Genomic DNA, 19818 nt, shown 5'->3' on the forward strand with positions numbered 1-19818 from the left:
TACAAAATAACCAGATCTACAGCAGCATGATAATGATGCAAATCAGTTCAATAACTGACTATAATCAACATTATTGCCTATCTGCCTGCTTTACTTTCACTTAAAAAACAATCATGAAAAAAGCGATCCACTTAATATGTGCCATCACCACCCTGGTGATAGCTGGTTTTTGCACCTGCATCTGCGCAAACCGAGCCAAAACCAGTGCCAGCAAATGAAATTCACATCAACAAAAAAGGTGAGATACATGACCATGGCGGTACCTTGCTGGGCTACATCAGTAAGGACAATATCGTAAAGGATGCCAAGGGCAACAAAGTCTATTTTATCGACCGTGACGGTAACGTGATCGACGCGAAGGGCAACAAATTAGGAAAATCGGCGAAGAACGGCTTTTATTTCAACAATGAAGGACAGCAGGTTTTAAAAGTCAAGGATAAAGACGCTGAAGAATGTGAGATATTAGATCCGGACGGCCATAATTTGGGCACCACGCACAAAAATTACAAGCTGCATGCCTGTGCTGCGCATTGCCTGTTCTTAAAAAAGCAAGCCAATCCACATCCGGTACATTAACGCCACTTATTTTATAAAGATCGGGCATAATTGTATAAACGCCTTTAAGATTAAATAGCGACCTTTAGGTTTGCTATATGACAGAACTATTTATCAAAAATATGGTATGCGACCGCTGTAAAATGGTAGTCGAACAGGAACTCAAAAGACACGGGCTCCAGGTGAACGATGTTCATCTGGGCCTCGTGCATTTACGTAATGATATTGATAAACAGCAGCGCCTGGAATTGGCAGAGGGGCTAAGTAAACTGGGCTTTGAACTATTGGATGACGCCAAGTCAAAAACTGTAGAGCAGATCAAAAACAGTATTATTCAAAAAATACATCATAGCGACTACCTGGATATCAAGGTGAATTGGTCTGCATTGCTTGCGGATGAACTACACCAGGATTACAAGCACCTGAGCGGCTTATTCTCGGCAGTAGAGGGCATCACACTGGAGCAATATATCATCCAGCAAAAAATCGAACGGGTGAAGGAACTGCTTTTTTACGACGAACTGAACCTGAGCGAGATCTCCTATAAATTGGGCTACAGCAGTGTTGCTCATCTTTCCGCGCAATTTAAAAAGGTGACAGGTCAAACGCCCTCACAGTTTAAAGCGGCACGATCGGGCGGTAGTTCGCGCCGCTCCCTTGACACGATCTGAAAAAGATGTAAATCGCTTAGCCAATTCTGTAAAGTTCAATGAGATCGCACTTCAGACCTTTGTTTAATAAAGATCTGAACGATGACAACCAAAACAATTCATACTCAAAAGAAATTATTTCCCGTTACCGGCATGACCTGCGCAGGTTGCGCAATTAGCGTTGAATCTATATTAAAATCGGCTCCCGGCGTTAACGATGCTGGTGTTAATTTTGCTAACAGTACTGCCTGGGCATTATACGATGACACCCAAACTAATCCTGTACTTCTTCAAAAGGCGGTACAGGCAGGCGGATATGACCTGATCGTCAATGCTCAAGACCCTTCAAAGGCCCAGGAAGAAGAACAGTACAAAAAATATCTGGAATCAAAAACACGAACCATTTGGTCTTCCATATTTGCATTTCCGGTTTTTCTCATCGGCATGTTTTTCATGGATATACCCCATGCCGAATGGATATCGATGTTACTGACCATACCTGTAGTTTTCTGGTTTGGTAGGAACTTCTTTATCGGTGCGTGGAAACAAGTCCGCCATGGAAAAGCGAATATGGACACACTCGTTGCGCTAAGCACGGGGATTGCTTTCATCTTTAGCGCTTTCAATACCGTCAATCCCGATTTCTGGCACAGCAGAGGTGTTCATCCTCATGTATATTTTGAAGCTGCGGCTGTTATTATCACCTTCATTTCTTTAGGGAAATTATTAGAGGAAAGGGCGAAGTCCAATACGTCATCGGCCATTAAAAAGCTGATGGGCCTTCAACCCAAAACAGTACGTTTTATTGTAAATGGTACGGAGAAGGAAATGCCCGTTGAATCGGTCGTGCCGGGCGATGTCATTATCGTTCGGCCGGGAGAAAAGATCGCCGTGGACGGCCTGGTCAGCTCGGGCAATTCTTTTGTAGACGAAAGCATGATCACCGGTGAGCCAGTACCGGTGGAAAAGACGGCCGGAGAAAAGGTATTTGCCGGTACGATCAATCAGAAAGGTAGCTTCCGGTTTGAGGCGGAAAAGATAGGCAGCGATACACTACTCGCCCACATCATTAAGTTGGTGCAGGAAGCACAGGGCAGTAAAGCCCCGGTACAGAAGTTGGTCGACAAGATCGCCGGTATATTTGTACCTGTTGTCCTGGTGATCTCCGTATTGACCTTCGCTATTTGGATGCTTTTTGGTGGTGATAATGCATTTACCCATGCGTTGCTGACTTCCGTCACTGTTCTGGTTATAGCCTGCCCCTGTGCTTTGGGCCTTGCCACCCCTACAGCCATTATGGTAGGTGTTGGAAAAGGTGCAGAGAACCACGTTTTAATAAAAGATGCCGAGAGCCTGGAGCTGGGATATAAGGTAAATGCCATTGTTCTGGACAAGACCGGAACGATAACCGAAGGTAGGCCCCGCGTTACAGAGATCAGTTGGTTAGAGGGGCTGGCAGATGATTCCTTGTTAAGCCAAATTCTTTACAATTTGGAATCCCGCTCTGAACATCCCTTAGCTGAAGCTGTAGTATCGGCAATGGCAGTTGTTGCTACAGATAACTTCGCCTTGCAGAACTTTGAAAGTCTGACCGGGAGGGGCGTCAAAGCCGAATATTCGGGTAGCCGGTACCTGGTTGGCAATCGCAAGCTAATGGAAGAGAATGCCATTACAATTGAGCCATCACTAAAACAAAGAGCCAATGAACTTCAGGCATCCGCCAAAACGGTGGTGTACTTCAGTGATGCCCGTCATTGCCTGGCCATTATAGCTATAGCTGACAACGTGAAAAGCAGTTCTAAAAACGCCATTCATCAGTTGCAGCAAAATGGCGTGGAGGTGTTTATGCTGACAGGGGACAATGTACAGACGGCTGCGGCGATTGCAAGCGAGGTCGGCGTTGAAAATTATAGCGCTGAGGTAATGCCGCATGATAAAGCGGAATTTATAAAAGCATTGCAGGCAAAAGGTAAAGTGGTGGCCATGGTAGGTGATGGAATCAATGATAGCGAAGCGTTGGCACAGGCGGATGTCAGTATCGCCATGGGCAAAGGATCAGATATTGCGATGGAAGTTGCCAAAATTACGCTCATCACATCCGATCTGCAGTCGATACCCAAGGCGCTTTTACTTTCTAAGAAAACGGTAAGCACGATAAGGCAGAACCTTTTTTGGGCATTCATTTATAATGTGATCGGGATACCGGTGGCTGCAGGGATACTATACCCGTACAACGGTTTTCTGTTGAACCCAATGATAGCAGGTGCAGCGATGGCTTTGAGTTCTGTATCGGTGGTAAGCAACAGCTTGCGTTTAAAAGCAATTAAACTTTAGTGCGATTATTTTATAACAAATCGCGCTTATCCTGTAAAGCTAAAAGCCTGATCGCAGCTAATTTTGAACTATAAATTATAACAATGGAAACTTTAAAATTTAAAACAAATATCAATTGTGGCGGCTGTATCGCCAAAGTAACACCCGCTTTAAATGAAACTGTAGGTGAAGGAAACTGGCTGGTGGATACCAGCGTACCGGAAAAAATCCTGACGGTAAAAGCTGAAACGATTTCTAATTCAATTATTAAGCGTGTTGAATCTGTTGGATTTAGAATTGAAAAAGTTTAATACTTACCAGGCAGTAGGTGAATGTGTATTTTATTGTATGGTCTCAGGTCTGCCCGCAGTTCACAATCAGCGCTTCTGAAATAAGATGAGATGTGGTCAAGGTGAGTGTTAATATGGGGACTACAGCAAGCTAATGGCATCCCTATGGAAACTGTTTCAAAAGAGCTGGGTCATAAAGGTTAATATTAGTGTGGGCTATTTTACCCCAGGAGTTACTTCGAAAAGATATTTGCCATTTATGCGGCGTTGAACCAAATGCTTTGATCATGGTTTGTTGTGATTTTCGTGTTCAGCTCAAATTCCTATTCCGAAAAGTAATTCCGTTCACATTTATCTTTATCAGAACCGCTGTTTAGTTTGCCTGACATAAGTGACATTATTGGATAACACTACTTAAATATTATCTTCAAAGCGCATACTCATGCCGTATCATTACCCGGCCGGTAACAATAACCATAAGTAGCCTCAATTGCACTCAGGCGGGGCAGCAGTTTCTTCCACACGAATAGCATCCTGAACATTTCTTTTCATTCGGATGATCATGCATTGATTAATTTAATTTTTCTGCCTGCGCAGGTACTTGGTCAGGATAACGATGGTCTGCCCGTCGATCTTGCCTTCAATCTGGTCGGTGTTATCGCTAACTAGCCGGATGTTTTTAACGACAGTGCCCATTCTGGGGTTAAGTGAACTTCCTTTGACATCCAACGAACGGGTTAAAATCACGGTGTCGCCATGCTGCAATTCGTTCCCAAGGCTATCGCGGTGAACCTCAGCTGGCTCCTCAGCTTCTACTGTAAAGCCTGCCTTTGCCCATGCGAGCAGGTCATCTTCCAGGTAAAGTATTTCGAGGCAACCTGCGGCCCAATCCTCATCTTTCAGAAGGGACAAGATGCGCCATGATAAAACCTGCACGGCCGGGACATCGCTCCACATGGCTTCAGCCAGGAAGCGCCAGTAACGATTGTCCGGTTTTTCGGGTTTTGCCAGTTCGGACTTGCAGCCTAAGCAAACATTTATGTTGTTAGCGGCATAACCGGCTGGAGAAACTGTGTACACGGTAAGTTCGCTTGCAGATTGGCAGAGTTCGCAGGTGTTGATTTCGGGTGATCCCGCGTTTAAGGTAATGTTCATCATATAAATTTAATATACTATTTATTTACGTATAAAGTTAATTATGACAATGCCAAGTAAAATACCTAGCACCATGATCAGATAAAGCAGGATCTCGTTACCTGCAAATTTTTTATATTTTGTCCAGAAGGAGTAATTATCGTTTTGTTTCCTCATCGGTAAGTTTTTCGCGAAGTTATGGTATAGCGTATTTTACCTTTTGTAAAGGGAATGTGCCTAAGTTTAATCAGGCTTTCGGATTATGGATTTATCCAGTTCAGGACGGTAATGCACTTTTGGAGACAACCAGTAAAGCAAAATGACCCTGGAATACCGAAAGTTTAATGGGGACAATAACACCAGGCCGATTAGGATTGTGCTCAAGTATAACCACGGGGAATCCGTATTACCGGTTACCAGCCGCGTTAAAAGGCAAATGCTTACGCCTTCCGCAACATTGAACGCGTAACTGACATACATGGCCGCGTAGAAATAGCCGGGTTCGATCTCGAAGATCATTCCACATGAAGGACAGTTAATATTGATCCGGTTCGCGCCTATACGCCATGCACCTCCCTCAAACATATTGCCCCTTCTGCAACGCGGGCATTTGGCGCCGAGCATGGCTTTCAATTTTGGTGTTTTACTCATTTTATATTATTCTTCTTAGAGCAAGGAGCTATAATCTCCTCTATTCCTTTACCCACATTTTAAGGTATCTGCTGTATGAATTATTTATTAACGTATAGCCCGTTGGCACCTGCTTGTCAGGCGCATAATAAGTAACCAGCCTGGTCCCGGCCGGTTTGCTGGCCAGCATTTCCCGTATATGAAAGGTGTAGGTGTTATACAATTCATAAGATGTGTGTACGGCGTAATCGATCCGGCTTTCCGGTTCTATATTTTCGTAGAAAGAATTATAAAAATAAAAGTGATCATATTCATCATAGTTTAAGGAGGTGAGGTTGCCATGCCTGAAATGTACATTCTGAACACCGATCTGTTCTTTTGCGGTTTCGGCATAACCAAATAGTTCCTTACGCTGTTCGATGCCATGAAAGCTCGCTTCCGGGTGGTAGACACCGGCTGCGATACAGAATTTCCCGACACCGCTGCCGATATCAAGTACCCGTGCCCCCGGACTGGCGAGGAAATTACTGGCTTCCAGCGCAACACCAAGGCCGGTCCAATGTAGCTGGGAGAGCTCCCGGATATGCGAGGGGTATAAAGTGTCGAATGTGGCATCTTTGCGGAAGAAAGATATATTCAGGGTATCAGTATACATATACGATAGCTTTTTGTATTTGAGATAAGTTTTATAATTAAACATGCCATTTATTGTCGGATCCATAACTGGAGCAGGGTAAGAAAGGACTGCTCCACCAGTTTATAATTAGCAGGAATCATTTCTCCGAGGCACTGGTAAGTCACAACACGTGTGCCGGGCGGTTTATCCTTGAGAACAGCCAACAGGTAACCGTTATAATATTCATAGAGGCTATACGAAGTCTCTATCGTATCGTCGATGGCATTTTTCTGGTCGATATTTTCAAAAAAAGAGTTGTAGAAATAAAAGTGATCGAATTCATTGAAATTTATCTGTGTGATATTCGCATGGATAAAGCGGACATTAGGTAAATTAAGGTAGCTGCCGGCCAGGGTGGCGTAATGCACCAGTTCGTGCCGTTGTTCCGCCCCATAGTACTTGCCATTGGGATGGCCGTGTGCCGCTGTTAGGCAAAATTTACCCGTGCCACTCCCGATATCCAGGATATTACCAGGTACGTTCAGGTAGTCGGCCGCTTTTGTTGCCACAGCTAATGGCGTCCAGTGCGCCATTGAAATCAGTTGCAGGTGTTCAGGGTATAACCAATCAAATTCCGCATCATTCCGGAAGAAACAGTCGTTGGGCCGGCGCTTCTCCACCGGGGTGAGCAACCTTTGCCGGTACGGTTCCGGTTCCGGAGGGAAAGGGGAAAAGGGATAAACATCCATTCTGCAAATTTCCGTCCTTCGGTTGCCCGATGCACCTGAAGGAGATCAGTTCAAAAACTGATCTTTATCAGTTTTGATTTTTCGTAACTTTGACCTATGAGTCTAAACGGAATTTTTCCGATCGAAAGGTGGAGTTTTACAACGCATTCGGTGCTTAGCGCGCTTTCTGATCAGGAAACAGCCCTGCTTACCCGGCACATTACCGAACAACACCTCTTTAAAGGAGATGTGATCTTCCGTGAAGGAACCGTGCCTTCCGGTATCTTTCTTGTACGTAGCGGCAGGGTCAAGAAGTACAAGGCGGACCAGCTCGGAAAGGAACAAATCATTTATGTGGCCGGCCCGGGCGAATTGATGGGCTACCACCCGGTGCTTTCCGGAGAGCGCTATGCGGACTCTGCCGCAGCGATGGAAGATACGATGGTGTCGTTCATTCCAAAAGAAGACTTCATGGATATATTAAGCCGGTCGCCAGTTTTCGCACTTCGCCTGCTAAAGGCAATGAGTCATGAATTCACGGTATTGACCAATACTATCTCTGTGATTGCGCAACGGACAGGTCCTGAGCGGCTGGCGATCGCGCTCATTGTACTGCGGGAAAAGTTCAAATACGGATTGAATGATCACGAAGCTATTCCGATCAATATTTCCCGCGCCGACCTGGCTAATATGGCAGGCCTTGCTGAAGAAAACGTGATCCGCCTGCTCAGAGAGTTTAAAGCAGAAGGTGTACTGTTAACGGAAGGTAGAAAAATCATCATCAAGGACGTACACCTGCTTGTCAAACGGGCTAATTACCGGTAATGTTATTTCCCAATACTTTGGATGAATCAGGCCAAATGATGTCTCAACAGGGGCTTTTTAATCCCTGGGATTTATTTTTTATGGTAGCGTGAATTTTAATTGTATTTTCAAGAATTGGTAAGCTCAAGCCTTATCAATATGAAAACAGGTTGTCATAATATATTAAGATGATAACAGCTTTTCGATGCCATGCTTATGAAAAAAATTTCCTTTTACATCACAATGATACTTTTACCGATGCTGTCTTTTGGCCAGGAAGCATTTATACGGGGAACTATCACCAACGGAGTGACTAACCAGCCGGTTAGTGGTACTAGTATCCAGGTTTTGGGCGGAGGGGCAGGAGTGGTTTCTGATTCGCTGGGTAACTACAGCCTAAGGTTAAGGCCCGGTAATTATACCCTTATGTTTTCAAAAGTTGGTTTTAAAACAGTATCGCTTGCAGATATACAGATCGGCACGGTTAAGCCTACCATTATGGATGTGGCGATGGAGCAAATTGTGGCAAGTTTAAACGAGGTGAAGATTCTGGGCAGCCGACGACTTAATAAAACGATGGAAAGCCCGCTATCCCTCAGGAGCATTGGCGTTTCGGAGATCAAAAGAAACCCCGGTGGTAACCGTGATATATCAAAGGTGATCCAGTCGCTGCCCGGCGTTTCGTCGCCGGTTAGTTTTCGTAATGATATTATTATCAGGGGTGGCGCACCTAACGAGAACCGCTTTTATCTGGATGGGGTAGAGATCCCCAATATCAATCATTTTGCTACGCAGGGTTCGTCCGGCGGGCCCGTGGGACTTATCAATGTCGACTTTATTAAAGAGGTGAATTTTTATTCGGGCGCTTTCCCGGCAAATCGTGGCAATACCCTGAGTTCGGTTTTCGAGTTTAACCAAAAGGATGGCCGCGCTGACAGGTTGGGCGCTACGCTTTCTGTTGGGTCAAGTGATTTTAGTGCAACCATTGAAGGTCCTCTGGGAAAACGTACTACCTATCTGGCTTCGTACAGGTACTCCTATCTACAAGGCTTGTTTAAACTGCTAAAACTACCGTTCTTGCCCTCATACCAGGATTTTCAATTTAAGATAAAAACAAAACTCAGCAATAAGGATGAAGTAACATTTATTGGCCTTGGGGCCATAGATAGGTTTAAACTTAACCTATCGGCAGACAGTACCGAAGAAAACCAATATACGCTGGCCACCATCCCTGTGAATACGCAAAATAGTTATACCGTGGGCGCCACTTACAAACATTTCAGGCCAAAGGGTTTTATCCTGTTTGTAGCCAGCAGGAGCTATTTAAACAATAACGCGGTAAAGTATAAAGACAACCAGGAAAGCATGGGCCGTATACTTGACTATACTTCGGCAGAGGCCGAAAATAAATTGCGTTTGGAAAGTACCAGCCAGCAAGGCTTGTATCGTGTCAACTTTGGTGCCGGCGGCGAGGCGGCACATTATAGCACTAATACATTTAATTTGTTGCCTTATGGCAACCAGATATACAATTCGACCATCAACTTTTTTAAATATAACGTATTTGGGCAGGTAAGCCGCCCGTTTTTTAATAACCTGTTGTCCCTGTCATTTGGCTTAAGGGCAGATGCAAACAACCTTTCATCTGACATGAATGACCTGTCGAGAACAATTTCGCCCAGGCTCTCGGCATCTTTAAATCTAAGCGAGCGGCTAAGCCTGAATTTTAACACGGGTATTTACTACCAGTTGCCGGCTTACACAGTTTTGGGCTACCGCGATAGTTTAAATACGCTGGTTAACCGTAATGTCAACTATATCCAGAATAAGCAGCTTGTTTTGGGTATGGAATACAATTTACCCAGCACACGTTTTACAATTGAAGGCTTTTATAAATATTACTCACATTACCCTATTATTAAAACCCTTAATGATTCTATCCCCCTGGCTAATCTCGGGGCTGATTTTGGTGTAGTGGGCAATAACCCGGTGGTTGGCGAAAGCCATGGCCGAAGTTATGGTTTAGAGTTTTTTGCGCAGCAAAAACTCACCAATGGTTTTTACGGCATATTTGCACTTACGCTTTACAAAAGCGAGTTTCAGAACAAGAACGGGGCTTATGTGCAGTCATCGTGGAATAACCGCTATATACTCAGTTTAACCGGCGGTAAACTTTTAAAAAGCAATTGGGAGGTTGGTGCCAAACTCAGGTTAACCGGTGGCAGCCCTTACACCCCATATGACCAATCGTTATCATCGCTTAAAACAAACTTTAACATTTACCCCCGGGGTATACCGGCTTATAACCTGTTAAATACGCAGGTGCCGGCGCTGTTTTACCAACTTGATGCCAGGGTCGACAAAAAATATTACTTTAAACACTACGCATTTAACTTTTATTTTGATATGCAAAACGTTACAGGTTACAAATATAACCGGCAACCGGTTATCGTGCCTGTTAGGGATCCCTCCGGAAATGTGATGGACGCCCCCGGGGATGCAAGCAAGATCCAGACAAAATTTCTCGCTCAAAAAGGCGGGAATATACAGCCGACCCTCGGGCTGATCTTTGAATTTTAAATTAAATTGTAAGGCGGTTATGGAAGCAGATCAAAACAGTTTGATCATATAAATTACACCCGAAAGCCATATTCTTATGACCTGATTTAAACACTGACAGGTTGAGATTGGTGCTTCTTCAATAAGCTTCCTGCTATACTCGAATAAAAATATCAGCCATCCTATAAAAACGGTCAAACCACTTTATATGAAATTTGTTAGGTGTGGTAAATTAAAATCATGCTCTTAAAGAAGTCAATTCCGGTTTCATACATTTTTGGAAAAATAAAAAACGAACTGCCTTATGTCCTCGTTGTGGGTTTAGTGGTTAACTATTTAACCGGACATTTCAGGAATTTGATCCCGCAGATGCCTGTTGCTATTCCCACATTTATAGGTACTGCAATATCCGTAATCTTATCTTTTAAGATCAGTCAGTCTTATGACCGTTGGTGGGAAGCCCGTAAAATTTGGGGGAGTATCGTCAATGAAAGCCGGACCTTTGTTTTGCAGTTACAGTCTTTTGTGTCAAAAGATAGACAAAAGGAAATTAGATCTGTCGCTTACCGGCAAATAGCCTGGTGCTATAGTTTAGGGCAAAGCCTGCGGGGGCTGGATGCCATGGCAAATCTTGATAAATATTTGTCAGAAGCCGACATGAATGAAATTAAGCGACATATGAACAAACCATTGGCTATACTCCAATTGAATACGCGACAGATCACTCATTTGAGAGAGGAGGGAAGCATGGAACTGTTCAGCCAGGTGCAGATCAATAATACGCTTGTCAACTTTTCCAATGCCATGGGTATGGCCGAGCGTATAAAAAGTACGGTTTTCCCGCAGACCTACCGTTTATTCCTCCATTATTTTATTTATATTTTCGTAGTAACGTTATCTATCGCACTAACCGACATCGACAGTTTTTTTGAAATTCCCTTGTTACTGGTCATTTCGTCGGCATTTTTCCTGTTGGAAAAATCAGCTACGCATTTGCAGGATCCTTTCAATAATTTACCAACGGATACTGCCATGACAACAATCGCTACTAACATTGAGATCAATATCAAGCAATTAATCGGCGACCCGAATGTGCCCGAACCTTTACAGCCCGAACGCTTCTATTCACTTTAAATACATTTAATCATATATACCTGTAATCAAGTATAGATTATAAAGATACCCAAACAGCTCGATAGCGCAATTTCGTCGCTAAAGCATATATTTTGCAACCATTTTGGGACAAGGTTTGCAGATTTTAACCAAATTTAGATCATCGTAAAAACAGGCGGCATATCATAATACGCCGCCTGTTTAGTCAGGTATCTATCATTAATATCCTTTATTTTGTGTTAGCTTTGATGCGCCGCTTGCACCGCTCAGGTCTATCTGTCGTTGGGGGATAGGATAATATTCGTTTTTTCCGGTAGTAAAGTGCCCACCTTTAACATCTTGAGTAAACTTACTTTGATAAGTGAAGTATGCATTTAGTTCAGATTCGGCAATCCCCCACCTTACGAGATCAAAAAACCTGTGGCCTTCTAAAGCTAGTTCTATTTTACGTTCAAAATAAATTGCTTTTAAAGCCACGTCCTTGCTTGAAAAATAGCCCGTCGGGTAGGGGCTGATCTTATAGTTGGCAGCAGGTGTTGTTGAAAAACCACTTGTTGGTTTTGAAGGGTCTTTGTATTTGTAGACAAAGCCAGCTGGGTTTGCAGCCCGGTTACGTACCAGATTAACCAGTTGTAAAGCCCTCGGCAAGCCACCGGTTTGCGCTTGTGCTTCTGCTGCCATCAGCAATACGTCCGAAAAGCGGATGATGTTGTTGTTTATGCCCGAGCCTGGCGCCCATGAAAGCATGTCGCCTTCGGTGTCTTGCGCGGCATTTCCAAACACCATTTTTATAGGTGAGTAAGGGCCGGCGTACGGCTGGTTCCTTACCCAGTCATTCCCCGGATGGTTACCCCAGTCCAAATATGGGATACCACGGCGACCGGCTGTCCAGTCTAACCGTGGATCGATCGTACCCGCATCGGGCGTAAAGGGCTGAGCAGATGTCAACCCCATATCACTCTTAATGGGATGATCGTTGTATGTATCCAAATATGGTAGACCAGCAGGATCTGTACGGAAGTGATTTACCAGGTCAATGGAAGGCTGGTAAAAACCGCAGCATGGGAACGGGCTGCCTGTGCCGTATGGGAAATTAAGCATATCACCATTATTGGCGTTTGAAGGACCGGCAGGGTCGGCATTTGCAGCGGCTTGTACGGCAAATACGGATTCCGGGCTGTTGTTTGTTGCTGCCCTGAAGTTATCTTCAAACCTGTCGTTTAAAGCGTATTTTACGCCGCCGGCTGTAGTGCCTTCAGCTATTACGGTTTCAAAAAGGTCGCGTGCCTGCTCAAATTTATGTTCATAAAGATAAGTTTTTGCCAGGTAAGCAGCAGCAGCCCACTTATTGGCGCGGCCTGCATCAGCCTGCTCACCGTCCATGTTTTCGTAGGCAAACTTAAAATCCTCCTCTATTTTTGGCCATATATCCGTGTTATTGGGTTGGTTAAAGTCTGTAGTAATTTCATCAATATATGGTACATTGTTAAACATCTTTTTCAGGTCGAAATAATAATGGGCACGTAAAAAGCGGGCCTGGCCCATCAGGTTAGCTTTCTCCTCTGCGGAGAAAGTACTCACCTTACCAATTGTGCTAATTAAAATATTTGTACGTGATATGCCTTCATAATCCGCCTTCCATTTGCTGTTAAAAAAGCCGTTGGTGGCATCGCTATTAAATTTTGATATCAGTTCTATAGGTGTTTGGTCGCCGGGGTCACTGCCTTTATTGGCATCGCCGCCTGCTACACCGCCATAGATCCAGTTGTCGGGGGACGTTTCCCATGCCCCTCCGCCACCAATTGCGGCATCTCCGCCCTGCTGGCCGTCAAGTGCAGCATAAGCGCCTATCAACAATTGGTTAACTCCTTCTTTTGATACCAGCAGCGGGCTTTCTAAAGCGCCGGTCAGCGGCTTTTCTAAATATTTCTTACATGAGCCAAGTGCTATCGCACCTGCCAGAATTATGGTGATAAATACTTTTGTTCTCATCTTTTAATCTTTTGCAATTATCAATTGTTATAATGAAAAATTCACACCAACTAAAAATGTGCGCGGGCTCGCGTAGGTGCCTTCGTCAATACCAAAGTTTAGCACACCGCCATTGAGTTCGGGGTCCGTACCGCTGTAACCGGTAATGGTAAATAAGTTAGTTGCCGAGACGTAAACCCTTAACTTCTGTATGCCTGATTTTTTTGACGTGTTAAATGTGTATCCGATTTGGGCATTGCGTGCTCTCAGATATGTGCCATTTTCGACAAAATAGGAATTCGGTGTCGATCCGCTACTCACTGATGCGTCCAATTCCTGTATTGGAGCTTTCGCATTGTGATTGGAAGGTGTCCAGGAATCATATAGTGCGGTATAGCTTTTTGCCGTTTCAAATGACGAATAAAAGTCTCTCCAGTATTTAACGTTGTTCCATATTTTCCCACCGAATGACCCATAAAGCAGCATGTTAAAATCAAACTGCCTGTAGGTGAGGCCCAGGTTTAAGCCAGCGGTAAATTTAGGGTTGGGGTCGCCTATAAATGTACGGTCGGCGTCGTCAATGATTCCATCGCCATTGACATCCTTATAGCGGAAACGGCCCGGTTTGACATCCGTTTGATAAACAGCATTTGGGTCCCCGGTTGCGGATTGCACCTTGGCGTTAGCAGCATCTATCTCAGCCTGAGAGTTCCAGAAACCAGCGGTCTGATAACCGTAGAACTGCCCCACAGGATGGCCGGTCTCGTTTCTTACCATGTTTACATCAAACCTACGTGAGATGTCTGAATAGAAATAGGTAGCGTTGTCTGATACCTTTGTGATTTTATTGTTATAAGTTGTAACAGATAGAGTACTGTTAAATTTAAAGTCGTTGTTGAGTTTAAAATTACCTGTTACCGATATATCCAAACCGGTAGTTTTCATTTGCGCTATGTTTACAAAAGGCACGGTGCCATTGCCTTCGGTGCCTAAGTGTTCCGGGTTAAAGAGCAGGTCCTTGATATCTTTACGATAATAATCTGCCGTAATGGATAATTTGTCGCCAAAGAATGTAGCGTCCAAACCTATATTGCTGTTAATATCTTTCTCCCATTTTGCATCGGGGTTGCCGATATGCTGCTGAAAAAATCCGGGCTGTATAACCGTGCCCCCACCTATGGGGTAGTACGATTGGCCAATGCTGCTTCCGTAAGTATTGTAAGCATTATCGGGAGTAAGATTTAACTGGTTGCCCATAATCCCCCAGCCTGCACGAACCTTTAAGTCGGATATCCAATTCACCTCTTTTAAAAAGCCTTCCTGAGAAATACGCCACCCCGCGCTGAATGCAGGGAAATAGCCGTACTGGTGTTCTTTGGAAAACTGTGATGAACCATCCCGGCGGATAGTAGCATTGAATAAGTATTTATTATCGTAATCATAATCTAAACGGCCAAACTGCGAAAGCATGGTGTAACTATTATGCTCGCCGTAGTTGCTTGAGCCATTGGCCGATCCTGTGTTAAGATTTACGTAGTTGGGGTCAAAATTGAAATAACCTTGCCTGGTAGCACCTAAAGAACTTTGGTAGTCTTCAAAAGCCTCGGTTCCTAAAACCACTTTGATATCGTGCTTATTTAGTTTTTTATGATAGCTCAAAGCATTTGTCCAAGTGTAATTCCAGTTGCTGTAGCTGTCTTCGCCATAACTGTTAGTTTGCGAGTTTTCTTTGCTTTCGTAAGTTGGATAGTTGAAATAGTGAGAGTTGCCATTGCTGATATCACCACCAAAAGTACTGCGGAAATTAAAATCTTTTAAAAAATCGGCTTCTGCGTAAATGTTACCGAAAAGGCGGTATCCCACATCACCGTTCACTTTCGAGCGTTGCTGAATTGCGACAGGGTTATTAGCATCTCCCAGGCCCGATCCATAGCTGCCTGCATAATTGCCGGCAATATCATATACAGGTATGATTGGTTGTTGACGTATAGCCATTGTAATAACGCCATCAGGGTTGTTACCACCAACTTTAGGGTTTTTGGTTACCGAATAGGCCAGGTTTTCGCCAACCCTTACATGCTTATTCAGGTTGAAATTTGTGTTGGCCCTTAATGTGTATCTTTTTTGATAAGTCTCTATCAAAGTACCCTGCTGATTAAAATAGTTAGCCGAAATAAGGTAGTTGCCCTGATCGCTGCCGCCACTTATTGCTATATTATGGCTGGTTATAGGTGCACTTTTAAATATCTCGTGATACCAGTCGGTTCCCGCTTTGTTAGCTTTTGTTATGCGGTAAAAGCTGTTAAAATCATCACTGGTGGTATAATTGGGGTTGACGTAATAAAGAGAGGGATCGACAGATGGGGCGCCGGCTTTTGTACCTGCCGGAGTAATATAATCTGGCAAGGTGTATTTAGTCCCTGTACCATCCGGGTTATATTGTTCGTCAGTAAAATCCGTAACGCCAGAATTGGTTTGGGCGAGGTGTTTCAGATCTGCCATTTCCTGCGGATTAAGCGTATGCCATACGTTCCCGCCTTTTGGTACCTGGGTACCATAGTAGGCATCATACTGGATGTTTACCTTGCCTTTACCTTTTTTTGTGGTAATGATAATAACACCATTTGCAGCCCTGGCACCGTATATCGATGCCGAGCTCGCGTCTTTCAGTATCTGGAAACTTTCAACATCATTTGGGTTCAGGGTGCTTACATCCTGGGTGGGTATGCCGTCTATAACGTATAAGGGCGTATTGTTACCAAAAGTGTTAAAACCCCTAATACGAACCTGAGGCTCTTCACCCGGCTGGCCGGAACCGATAACAGTAACGCCGGAGGCCTGGCCCTGTAATTGTGAATTCACGGATGAGGATGCTGTTTTGTTGAGGTTTTTCACGTCAACCACCGATACTGCACCTGTAAGGTCTTTTTTACGTTGGGTAGTATAACCAACCACAACCACCTCTGTCAGCGCTTTTGATTCCTCTGCAAGCTGCACGTTAATAATTTGTCGGCCATTCACATTGACGATCTGTGTAGCGAAGCCAAGAAAAGTGAACTCCAGCGAACTTGTACCATCAGGCAAGGTTAAATTGTATTTTCCGTTAATATCCGTAGTTGTACCAAGTGTGCTGCCTTTGAGCTTAACGGTTACACCAGGCAGTGGTTGGCCTTTAACGTCTGTAACTATGCCACTTACAGTAAGGGTCGTAATGGTTTTGTCTCCGGCGGGCTTTACAACAACTACATCATCCATTATCTGGTAAGTAAGCGCCTGATTTTGCAAAGCCAGTTTCATGATGTCGTCTATGGTAGCATCTTTTACTATAACTTGGATCTTTCTTTCCTGATCCACCTGATCGGTTCGGTAAAAAATACTGTATTTGCTATTTTTTTCGATCTGTTTAAATATTCCTTTGACGGAGATATTATGTTCGTTAAAGTTGAAGATTTTTTGAGAATAGACTGCAGCATGTATTTGTATTAATCCGGTTAGGAGCAAAACAGTTACAAGCTTCATAATTTTGAGCGTTTTTTGCCAGACGGCAGAAGCCGTCACAGCTTTTCTGTAAAAAATAATCATAAATTTGTGTTAGTTAATTAGTTAATACAATGCTTCCCCAAGCGTAGGGTATTAGCTATTAATTGATTGATAAATAACCCGGGTTGTTAGCGCAATCCGGGTTTTGTGGCTTTGTCGAGTTTTATCCCATAGTATTTTTTATTTGTTTAGTTGATAGTTTGAGTTATTTCGCTTTAGTTATTGTTATTACATCTCCTGTTTTGGAGTAGATAATTGGCGTGTTTTGTTTTATAATATCCAAAACTTTTTCCACGCTCCCTACATTGTTGAAATTACCTGTATACCGAATGGTTTGCAGTTGGATATTATCAATACTTATTTTAACATCATACCTGCGTTCTAATACCTTTGCGATTTCCAGCAGCGTTAGCCCCTCAAATATCATCAGGTTGTCTTTCCATCCGGTATATTTAGCTTCTTGATCAGGGGTAAACTGCATTATTTGGATTTCATTAAAAGTCTTCGACGCTGCATCATTAAGCCCACGCGATGCCTCTGCTTGCTCTGATTGTCGGTTCCAGATACGAAGGTTTTGTCTTTGTTTAATATAAATCCGATTCATCGCATTGTTTTTACGCTCTGTATCTTCAATAGAAACTTCGCCTGTTACTACAGCGGTTTCAAAAAAAGAATCGTTAGGGTATGCTTTTAAATTAAACTTGGTACCTATATCCCTGACAATGTAATTTTTGGTATTCACAATGAATGGTAGGTTCTTTTTGCCTGCTGCAATTTCAAAAAAACCTTCTCCCTCCAAATAAACATTGCGATTGGTTTTGCCAAAATCGTTGTTATATCTTAACGTAGAGCCCGAATTTAACCAAATGATGGTACCGTCTGTTAAAGTAATCTTACGTACTCTGCCGGGGTCGGCAGCTAATTGGTTTAAAGGAGATAGGTTTGAAGGTAGGGGTTTAAAAATAAAAACAATGGTTACTGCGGCTAACAAAATATACAACGCGAGCCATGCTCTGTGCATTTTTTTTGCTTGTGGCCTTCTGTAATTAATTGTGTTTAAAAACCGAGAGTATGCTTTATCAGTATCAATCATTGTAGGCTCTAATAACAGGCTGTTTTGCCACGCCTCATATAATTGCGCAAAATACTGTTCGTTCTCCGGGTGCGCGCCTATCCATTGCTTAACAAAAGCAATTTCGTCTTCGCTAGCCTGCCTGGTAATGTATTTTACCAGTAAACTCTTTATTTCAGATTCATCTTCCATTAATACTCCTAAGACAACTTACCGAACAAATACCCCCAATTATTTTTTTTCTATTTTAACATTATTAGATATTAGCCTTCTATTTATTAACGAAATAGTACTATGGTTAACAGTATCATAAAACTATTTTAATAAACATTTGCGAGCCCGAATCATTTTCTTTAACTTGTTAAAGTTTTTTAAAAAGTTCAGAAATATCTTAAAACTTGATTAATGTGACAGAAGATGAGATATTGACATCAAAACTTTGTAGGGGAGATACCAAAGCTTATGAAATACTCTTTAAGTATTATTACCCAAAGCTTACCCTTTTTGCAAACAGGTTTGTAAATGATATTAACAATGCAGAAGAAATAGCAGGGGAGGTTTTTGTAACGCTTTGGGAGAAGCGTGCAATGTTGAATAAGACTGTTAGCATTAGAGCCTACTTGTACAAAAGCACTCAAAACCGTTGCCTGAACTACCTGAAGCATCAGAAAATAGAAAACCTTTATATTACTTATCTGCAAAAAAACAATCTGATAAATACTTGTGCAACTGATATAGAAAGTTGTTATAACGATAAAGAGCTTACTGTCCAAATAAAGTCTGCTATAGATAGTTTGCCCGGTAAATGCCGGCAGGTATTTATAATGAGCCGTTATGAGGGTTTGAAATACCGTGATATTGCGCTTAAACTCAATATATCTACTAAGACAGTAGAAAGGCATATGGGAATTGCGCTAGAGCGGCTCAGAAAATTGCTTAGGTACATGACCTACATGTTTTAGACAAGCGTAATATTACTGTGATATTGTTAGCTTTATTGGATTCTTTTTTAATTCCAATAAGTTAGCTAAGTTGACGCTACACCCTGTATGCATATATTCAATTGGAATAGTAACCCAGGGCTTTTTTCACAAGTGTAGTATTGTATGATGAATTTAAAAATTAGTGTTACATGGTAACTTTTTTAGTGCTTTTAATTATTAATACTAAAAATATCAAACCATATTTTTAGCTTAGTTAAATATGCACGAGTTGTTACTAAATGATATTCAGCTAATTGATCGCCTTAAGCAGGATGATGAGGTTGCATTGTCGTGCATTTACAAAAAATACTGGCAGCCATTATACCTGGCCGCATATCATGTTATTAAAGACAAGCAGATATGTGAGGATATTATCCAGGATCTGTTTATCAAACTATGGAATAAGCGCCAATCTATAGAAATAACAGTGACGCTAAAAGCTTACTTATATGCATCTGTTAGGTATGAGGTTTACAGGCAGATACGTGCCGGAACTGTGCGCTGCGAGATATATGATGATCTTGTAGCACGGTTGCACACTCCCGCAGGTTATGGTACCATTGAATATAAAGAACTGATAGCCCAGATAAGTTCAATAGTTGATAAACTGCCCGAAAAATGTCGTGAGGTGTACAAACTGAGCCGCGAAGAAAATATGTCGCACAAGCAGATAGCCTCGCATTTAAACATCTCTTCAAAAACAGTGGAAAACCATTTAACTAAAGCGCTCAGATTATTGCGCACCTCATTAAGCGCCGAAGTTTTGATGCTGATATTACATCAGGTCATTAAAAAATAACCCCTTGTTAACATCCTGTTAAATTTATTTTATTTTGAGATAGGGGATACGCCTGCTTTTT

At 42.8% G+C, this 19818-nt stretch carries 16 protein-coding genes; 9 read left to right on the forward strand and 7 right to left on the reverse strand.

The features are described 5' to 3' along the window. The first annotated feature begins 204 nt into the window (after positions 1–204). From IDJ75_RS04990 to IDJ75_RS05005, 4 genes are all read left to right on the forward strand, one after another. A complete protein-coding gene (locus IDJ75_RS04990; RefSeq protein ID WP_191174489.1) occupies positions 205–576 on the forward strand; it encodes a DUF3659 domain-containing protein in 372 nt (123 codons plus the stop codon). A 77-nt stretch (positions 577–653) separates the two neighbouring features. Beyond that, positions 654–1226, forward strand: a complete 573-nt coding sequence (locus IDJ75_RS04995; protein ID WP_191174490.1) for a helix-turn-helix domain-containing protein — start codon at positions 654–656, stop codon at positions 1224–1226. A gap of 81 nt (positions 1227–1307) precedes the next feature. Beyond that, complete coding sequence (locus IDJ75_RS05000; RefSeq protein WP_191174491.1) at positions 1308–3539, forward strand: heavy metal translocating P-type ATPase; 2232 nt, start codon at positions 1308–1310, stop codon at positions 3537–3539. 83 nt (positions 3540–3622) lie between these two features. Further along, on the forward strand, positions 3623–3829 hold the full coding sequence (locus tag IDJ75_RS05005) for a heavy-metal-associated domain-containing protein (protein ID WP_191174492.1): 207 nt from the start codon (positions 3623–3625) through the stop codon (positions 3827–3829). A 555-nt stretch (positions 3830–4384) separates the two neighbouring features. On the opposite strand, the gene IDJ75_RS05010 is transcribed toward IDJ75_RS05005, so the two are convergent. From IDJ75_RS05010 to IDJ75_RS05020, 4 genes are all read right to left on the reverse strand, one after another. Then, the gene (locus IDJ75_RS05010; RefSeq protein ID WP_224746480.1) at positions 4385–4966 is read right to left on the reverse strand and encodes a PhnA domain-containing protein; all 582 of its coding nucleotides are present in this window, start codon (positions 4964–4966) and stop codon (positions 4385–4387) included. Positions 4967–4984: 18 nt separating this feature from the next. After that, positions 4985–5119: a hypothetical protein gene (locus IDJ75_RS21295; protein ID WP_262892091.1), complete on the reverse strand. Its 135-nt coding sequence runs from the start codon at positions 5117–5119 to the stop codon at positions 4985–4987. A gap of 514 nt (positions 5120–5633) precedes the next feature. Beyond that, the gene (locus IDJ75_RS05015; protein WP_191174493.1) at positions 5634–6293 is read right to left on the reverse strand and encodes a methyltransferase domain-containing protein; all 660 of its coding nucleotides are present in this window, start codon (positions 6291–6293) and stop codon (positions 5634–5636) included. After that, on the reverse strand, positions 6278–6937 hold the full coding sequence (locus IDJ75_RS05020; RefSeq protein ID WP_191174494.1) for a class I SAM-dependent methyltransferase: 660 nt from the start codon (positions 6935–6937) through the stop codon (positions 6278–6280). The genes IDJ75_RS05015 and IDJ75_RS05020 overlap by 16 nt, the downstream gene beginning before the upstream one ends. Positions 6938–7033: 96 nt before the next feature. Between IDJ75_RS05020 and IDJ75_RS05025 the strand changes: the two genes are divergently transcribed. The 3 genes from IDJ75_RS05025 (at position 7034) to IDJ75_RS05035 (ending at position 11413) form a co-directional block, all read left to right on the forward strand. Further along, positions 7034–7741, forward strand: coding sequence for a Crp/Fnr family transcriptional regulator (locus tag IDJ75_RS05025; RefSeq protein WP_191174495.1), 708 nt, complete (start codon positions 7034–7036; stop codon positions 7739–7741). Between the two features lie 222 nt (positions 7742–7963). Continuing rightward, complete coding sequence (locus IDJ75_RS05030) at positions 7964–10300, forward strand: TonB-dependent receptor (protein ID WP_191174496.1); 2337 nt, start codon at positions 7964–7966, stop codon at positions 10298–10300. Between the two features lie 219 nt (positions 10301–10519). Beyond that, a complete protein-coding gene (locus tag IDJ75_RS05035) occupies positions 10520–11413 on the forward strand; it encodes a bestrophin family protein (RefSeq protein ID WP_191174497.1) in 894 nt (297 codons plus the stop codon). Between the two features lie 198 nt (positions 11414–11611). Here the strand turns inward: IDJ75_RS05035 and IDJ75_RS05040 are convergent, their stop codons facing one another. From IDJ75_RS05040 to IDJ75_RS05050, 3 genes are all read right to left on the reverse strand, one after another. After that, positions 11612–13384, reverse strand: coding sequence for a RagB/SusD family nutrient uptake outer membrane protein (locus IDJ75_RS05040; protein WP_191174498.1), 1773 nt, complete (start codon positions 13382–13384; stop codon positions 11612–11614). A 27-nt stretch (positions 13385–13411) separates the two neighbouring features. Continuing rightward, positions 13412–16945: a TonB-dependent receptor gene (locus IDJ75_RS05045; protein ID WP_394368088.1), complete on the reverse strand. Its 3534-nt coding sequence runs from the start codon at positions 16943–16945 to the stop codon at positions 13412–13414. Positions 16946–17108: 163 nt separating this feature from the next. Then, a complete protein-coding gene (locus IDJ75_RS05050) occupies positions 17109–18167 on the reverse strand; it encodes a FecR family protein (RefSeq protein WP_191174500.1) in 1059 nt (352 codons plus the stop codon). 215 nt (positions 18168–18382) lie between these two features. Between IDJ75_RS05050 and IDJ75_RS05055 the strand changes: the two genes are divergently transcribed. Next, positions 18383–18937 carry an RNA polymerase sigma-70 factor gene (locus IDJ75_RS05055; protein WP_191174501.1) on the forward strand — a complete coding sequence of 185 codons (555 nt, stop codon included), beginning with the start codon at positions 18383–18385 and terminating at the stop codon, positions 18935–18937. 241 nt (positions 18938–19178) lie between these two features. Continuing rightward, the gene (locus IDJ75_RS05060; protein WP_191174502.1) at positions 19179–19757 is read left to right on the forward strand and encodes an RNA polymerase sigma-70 factor; all 579 of its coding nucleotides are present in this window, start codon (positions 19179–19181) and stop codon (positions 19755–19757) included. The last annotated feature ends 61 nt before the right edge of the window (positions 19758–19818 follow it).

It is taken from the genome of Mucilaginibacter rigui (assembly GCF_014773275.1).
In the GTDB taxonomy this organism is placed as follows: Bacteria; Bacteroidota; Bacteroidia; order Sphingobacteriales; family Sphingobacteriaceae; genus Mucilaginibacter; species Mucilaginibacter rigui_A.

What these genes read in the sequence shown, in the direction of transcription:
- IDJ75_RS04995 (WP_191174490.1), top strand. Translation starts at nt 654, where the DNA reads ATGACAGAACTATTTATCAAAAATATGGTATGCGACCGCTGTAAAATG.
- IDJ75_RS05000 (WP_191174491.1), top strand. Translation starts at nt 1,308, where the DNA reads ATGACAACCAAAACAATTCATACTCAAAAGAAATTATTTCCCGTTACC.
- IDJ75_RS05005 (WP_191174492.1), top strand. Translation starts at nt 3,623, where the DNA reads ATGGAAACTTTAAAATTTAAAACAAATATCAATTGTGGCGGCTGTATC.
- IDJ75_RS05010 (WP_224746480.1), bottom strand. Translation starts at nt 4,966, where the DNA reads ATGATGAACATTACCTTAAACGCGGGATCACCCGAAATCAACACCTGC.
- IDJ75_RS21295 (WP_262892091.1), bottom strand. Translation starts at nt 5,119, where the DNA reads ATGAGGAAACAAAACGATAATTACTCCTTCTGGACAAAATATAAAAAA.
- IDJ75_RS05015 (WP_191174493.1), bottom strand. Translation starts at nt 6,293, where the DNA reads ATGGATCCGACAATAAATGGCATGTTTAATTATAAAACTTATCTCAAA.
- IDJ75_RS05020 (WP_191174494.1), bottom strand. Translation starts at nt 6,937, where the DNA reads ATGGATGTTTATCCCTTTTCCCCTTTCCCTCCGGAACCGGAACCGTAC.
- IDJ75_RS05025 (WP_191174495.1), top strand. Translation starts at nt 7,034, where the DNA reads ATGAGTCTAAACGGAATTTTTCCGATCGAAAGGTGGAGTTTTACAACG.
- IDJ75_RS05030 (WP_191174496.1), top strand. Translation starts at nt 7,964, where the DNA reads ATGATACTTTTACCGATGCTGTCTTTTGGCCAGGAAGCATTTATACGG.
- IDJ75_RS05035 (WP_191174497.1), top strand. Translation starts at nt 10,520, where the DNA reads ATGCTCTTAAAGAAGTCAATTCCGGTTTCATACATTTTTGGAAAAATA.
- IDJ75_RS05040 (WP_191174498.1), bottom strand. Translation starts at nt 13,384, where the DNA reads ATGAGAACAAAAGTATTTATCACCATAATTCTGGCAGGTGCGATAGCA.
- IDJ75_RS05045 (WP_394368088.1), bottom strand. Translation starts at nt 16,945, where the DNA reads ATGATTATTTTTTACAGAAAAGCTGTGACGGCTTCTGCCGTCTGGCAA.
- IDJ75_RS05050 (WP_191174500.1), bottom strand. Translation starts at nt 18,167, where the DNA reads ATGGAAGATGAATCTGAAATAAAGAGTTTACTGGTAAAATACATTACC.
- IDJ75_RS05060 (WP_191174502.1), top strand. Translation starts at nt 19,179, where the DNA reads ATGCACGAGTTGTTACTAAATGATATTCAGCTAATTGATCGCCTTAAG.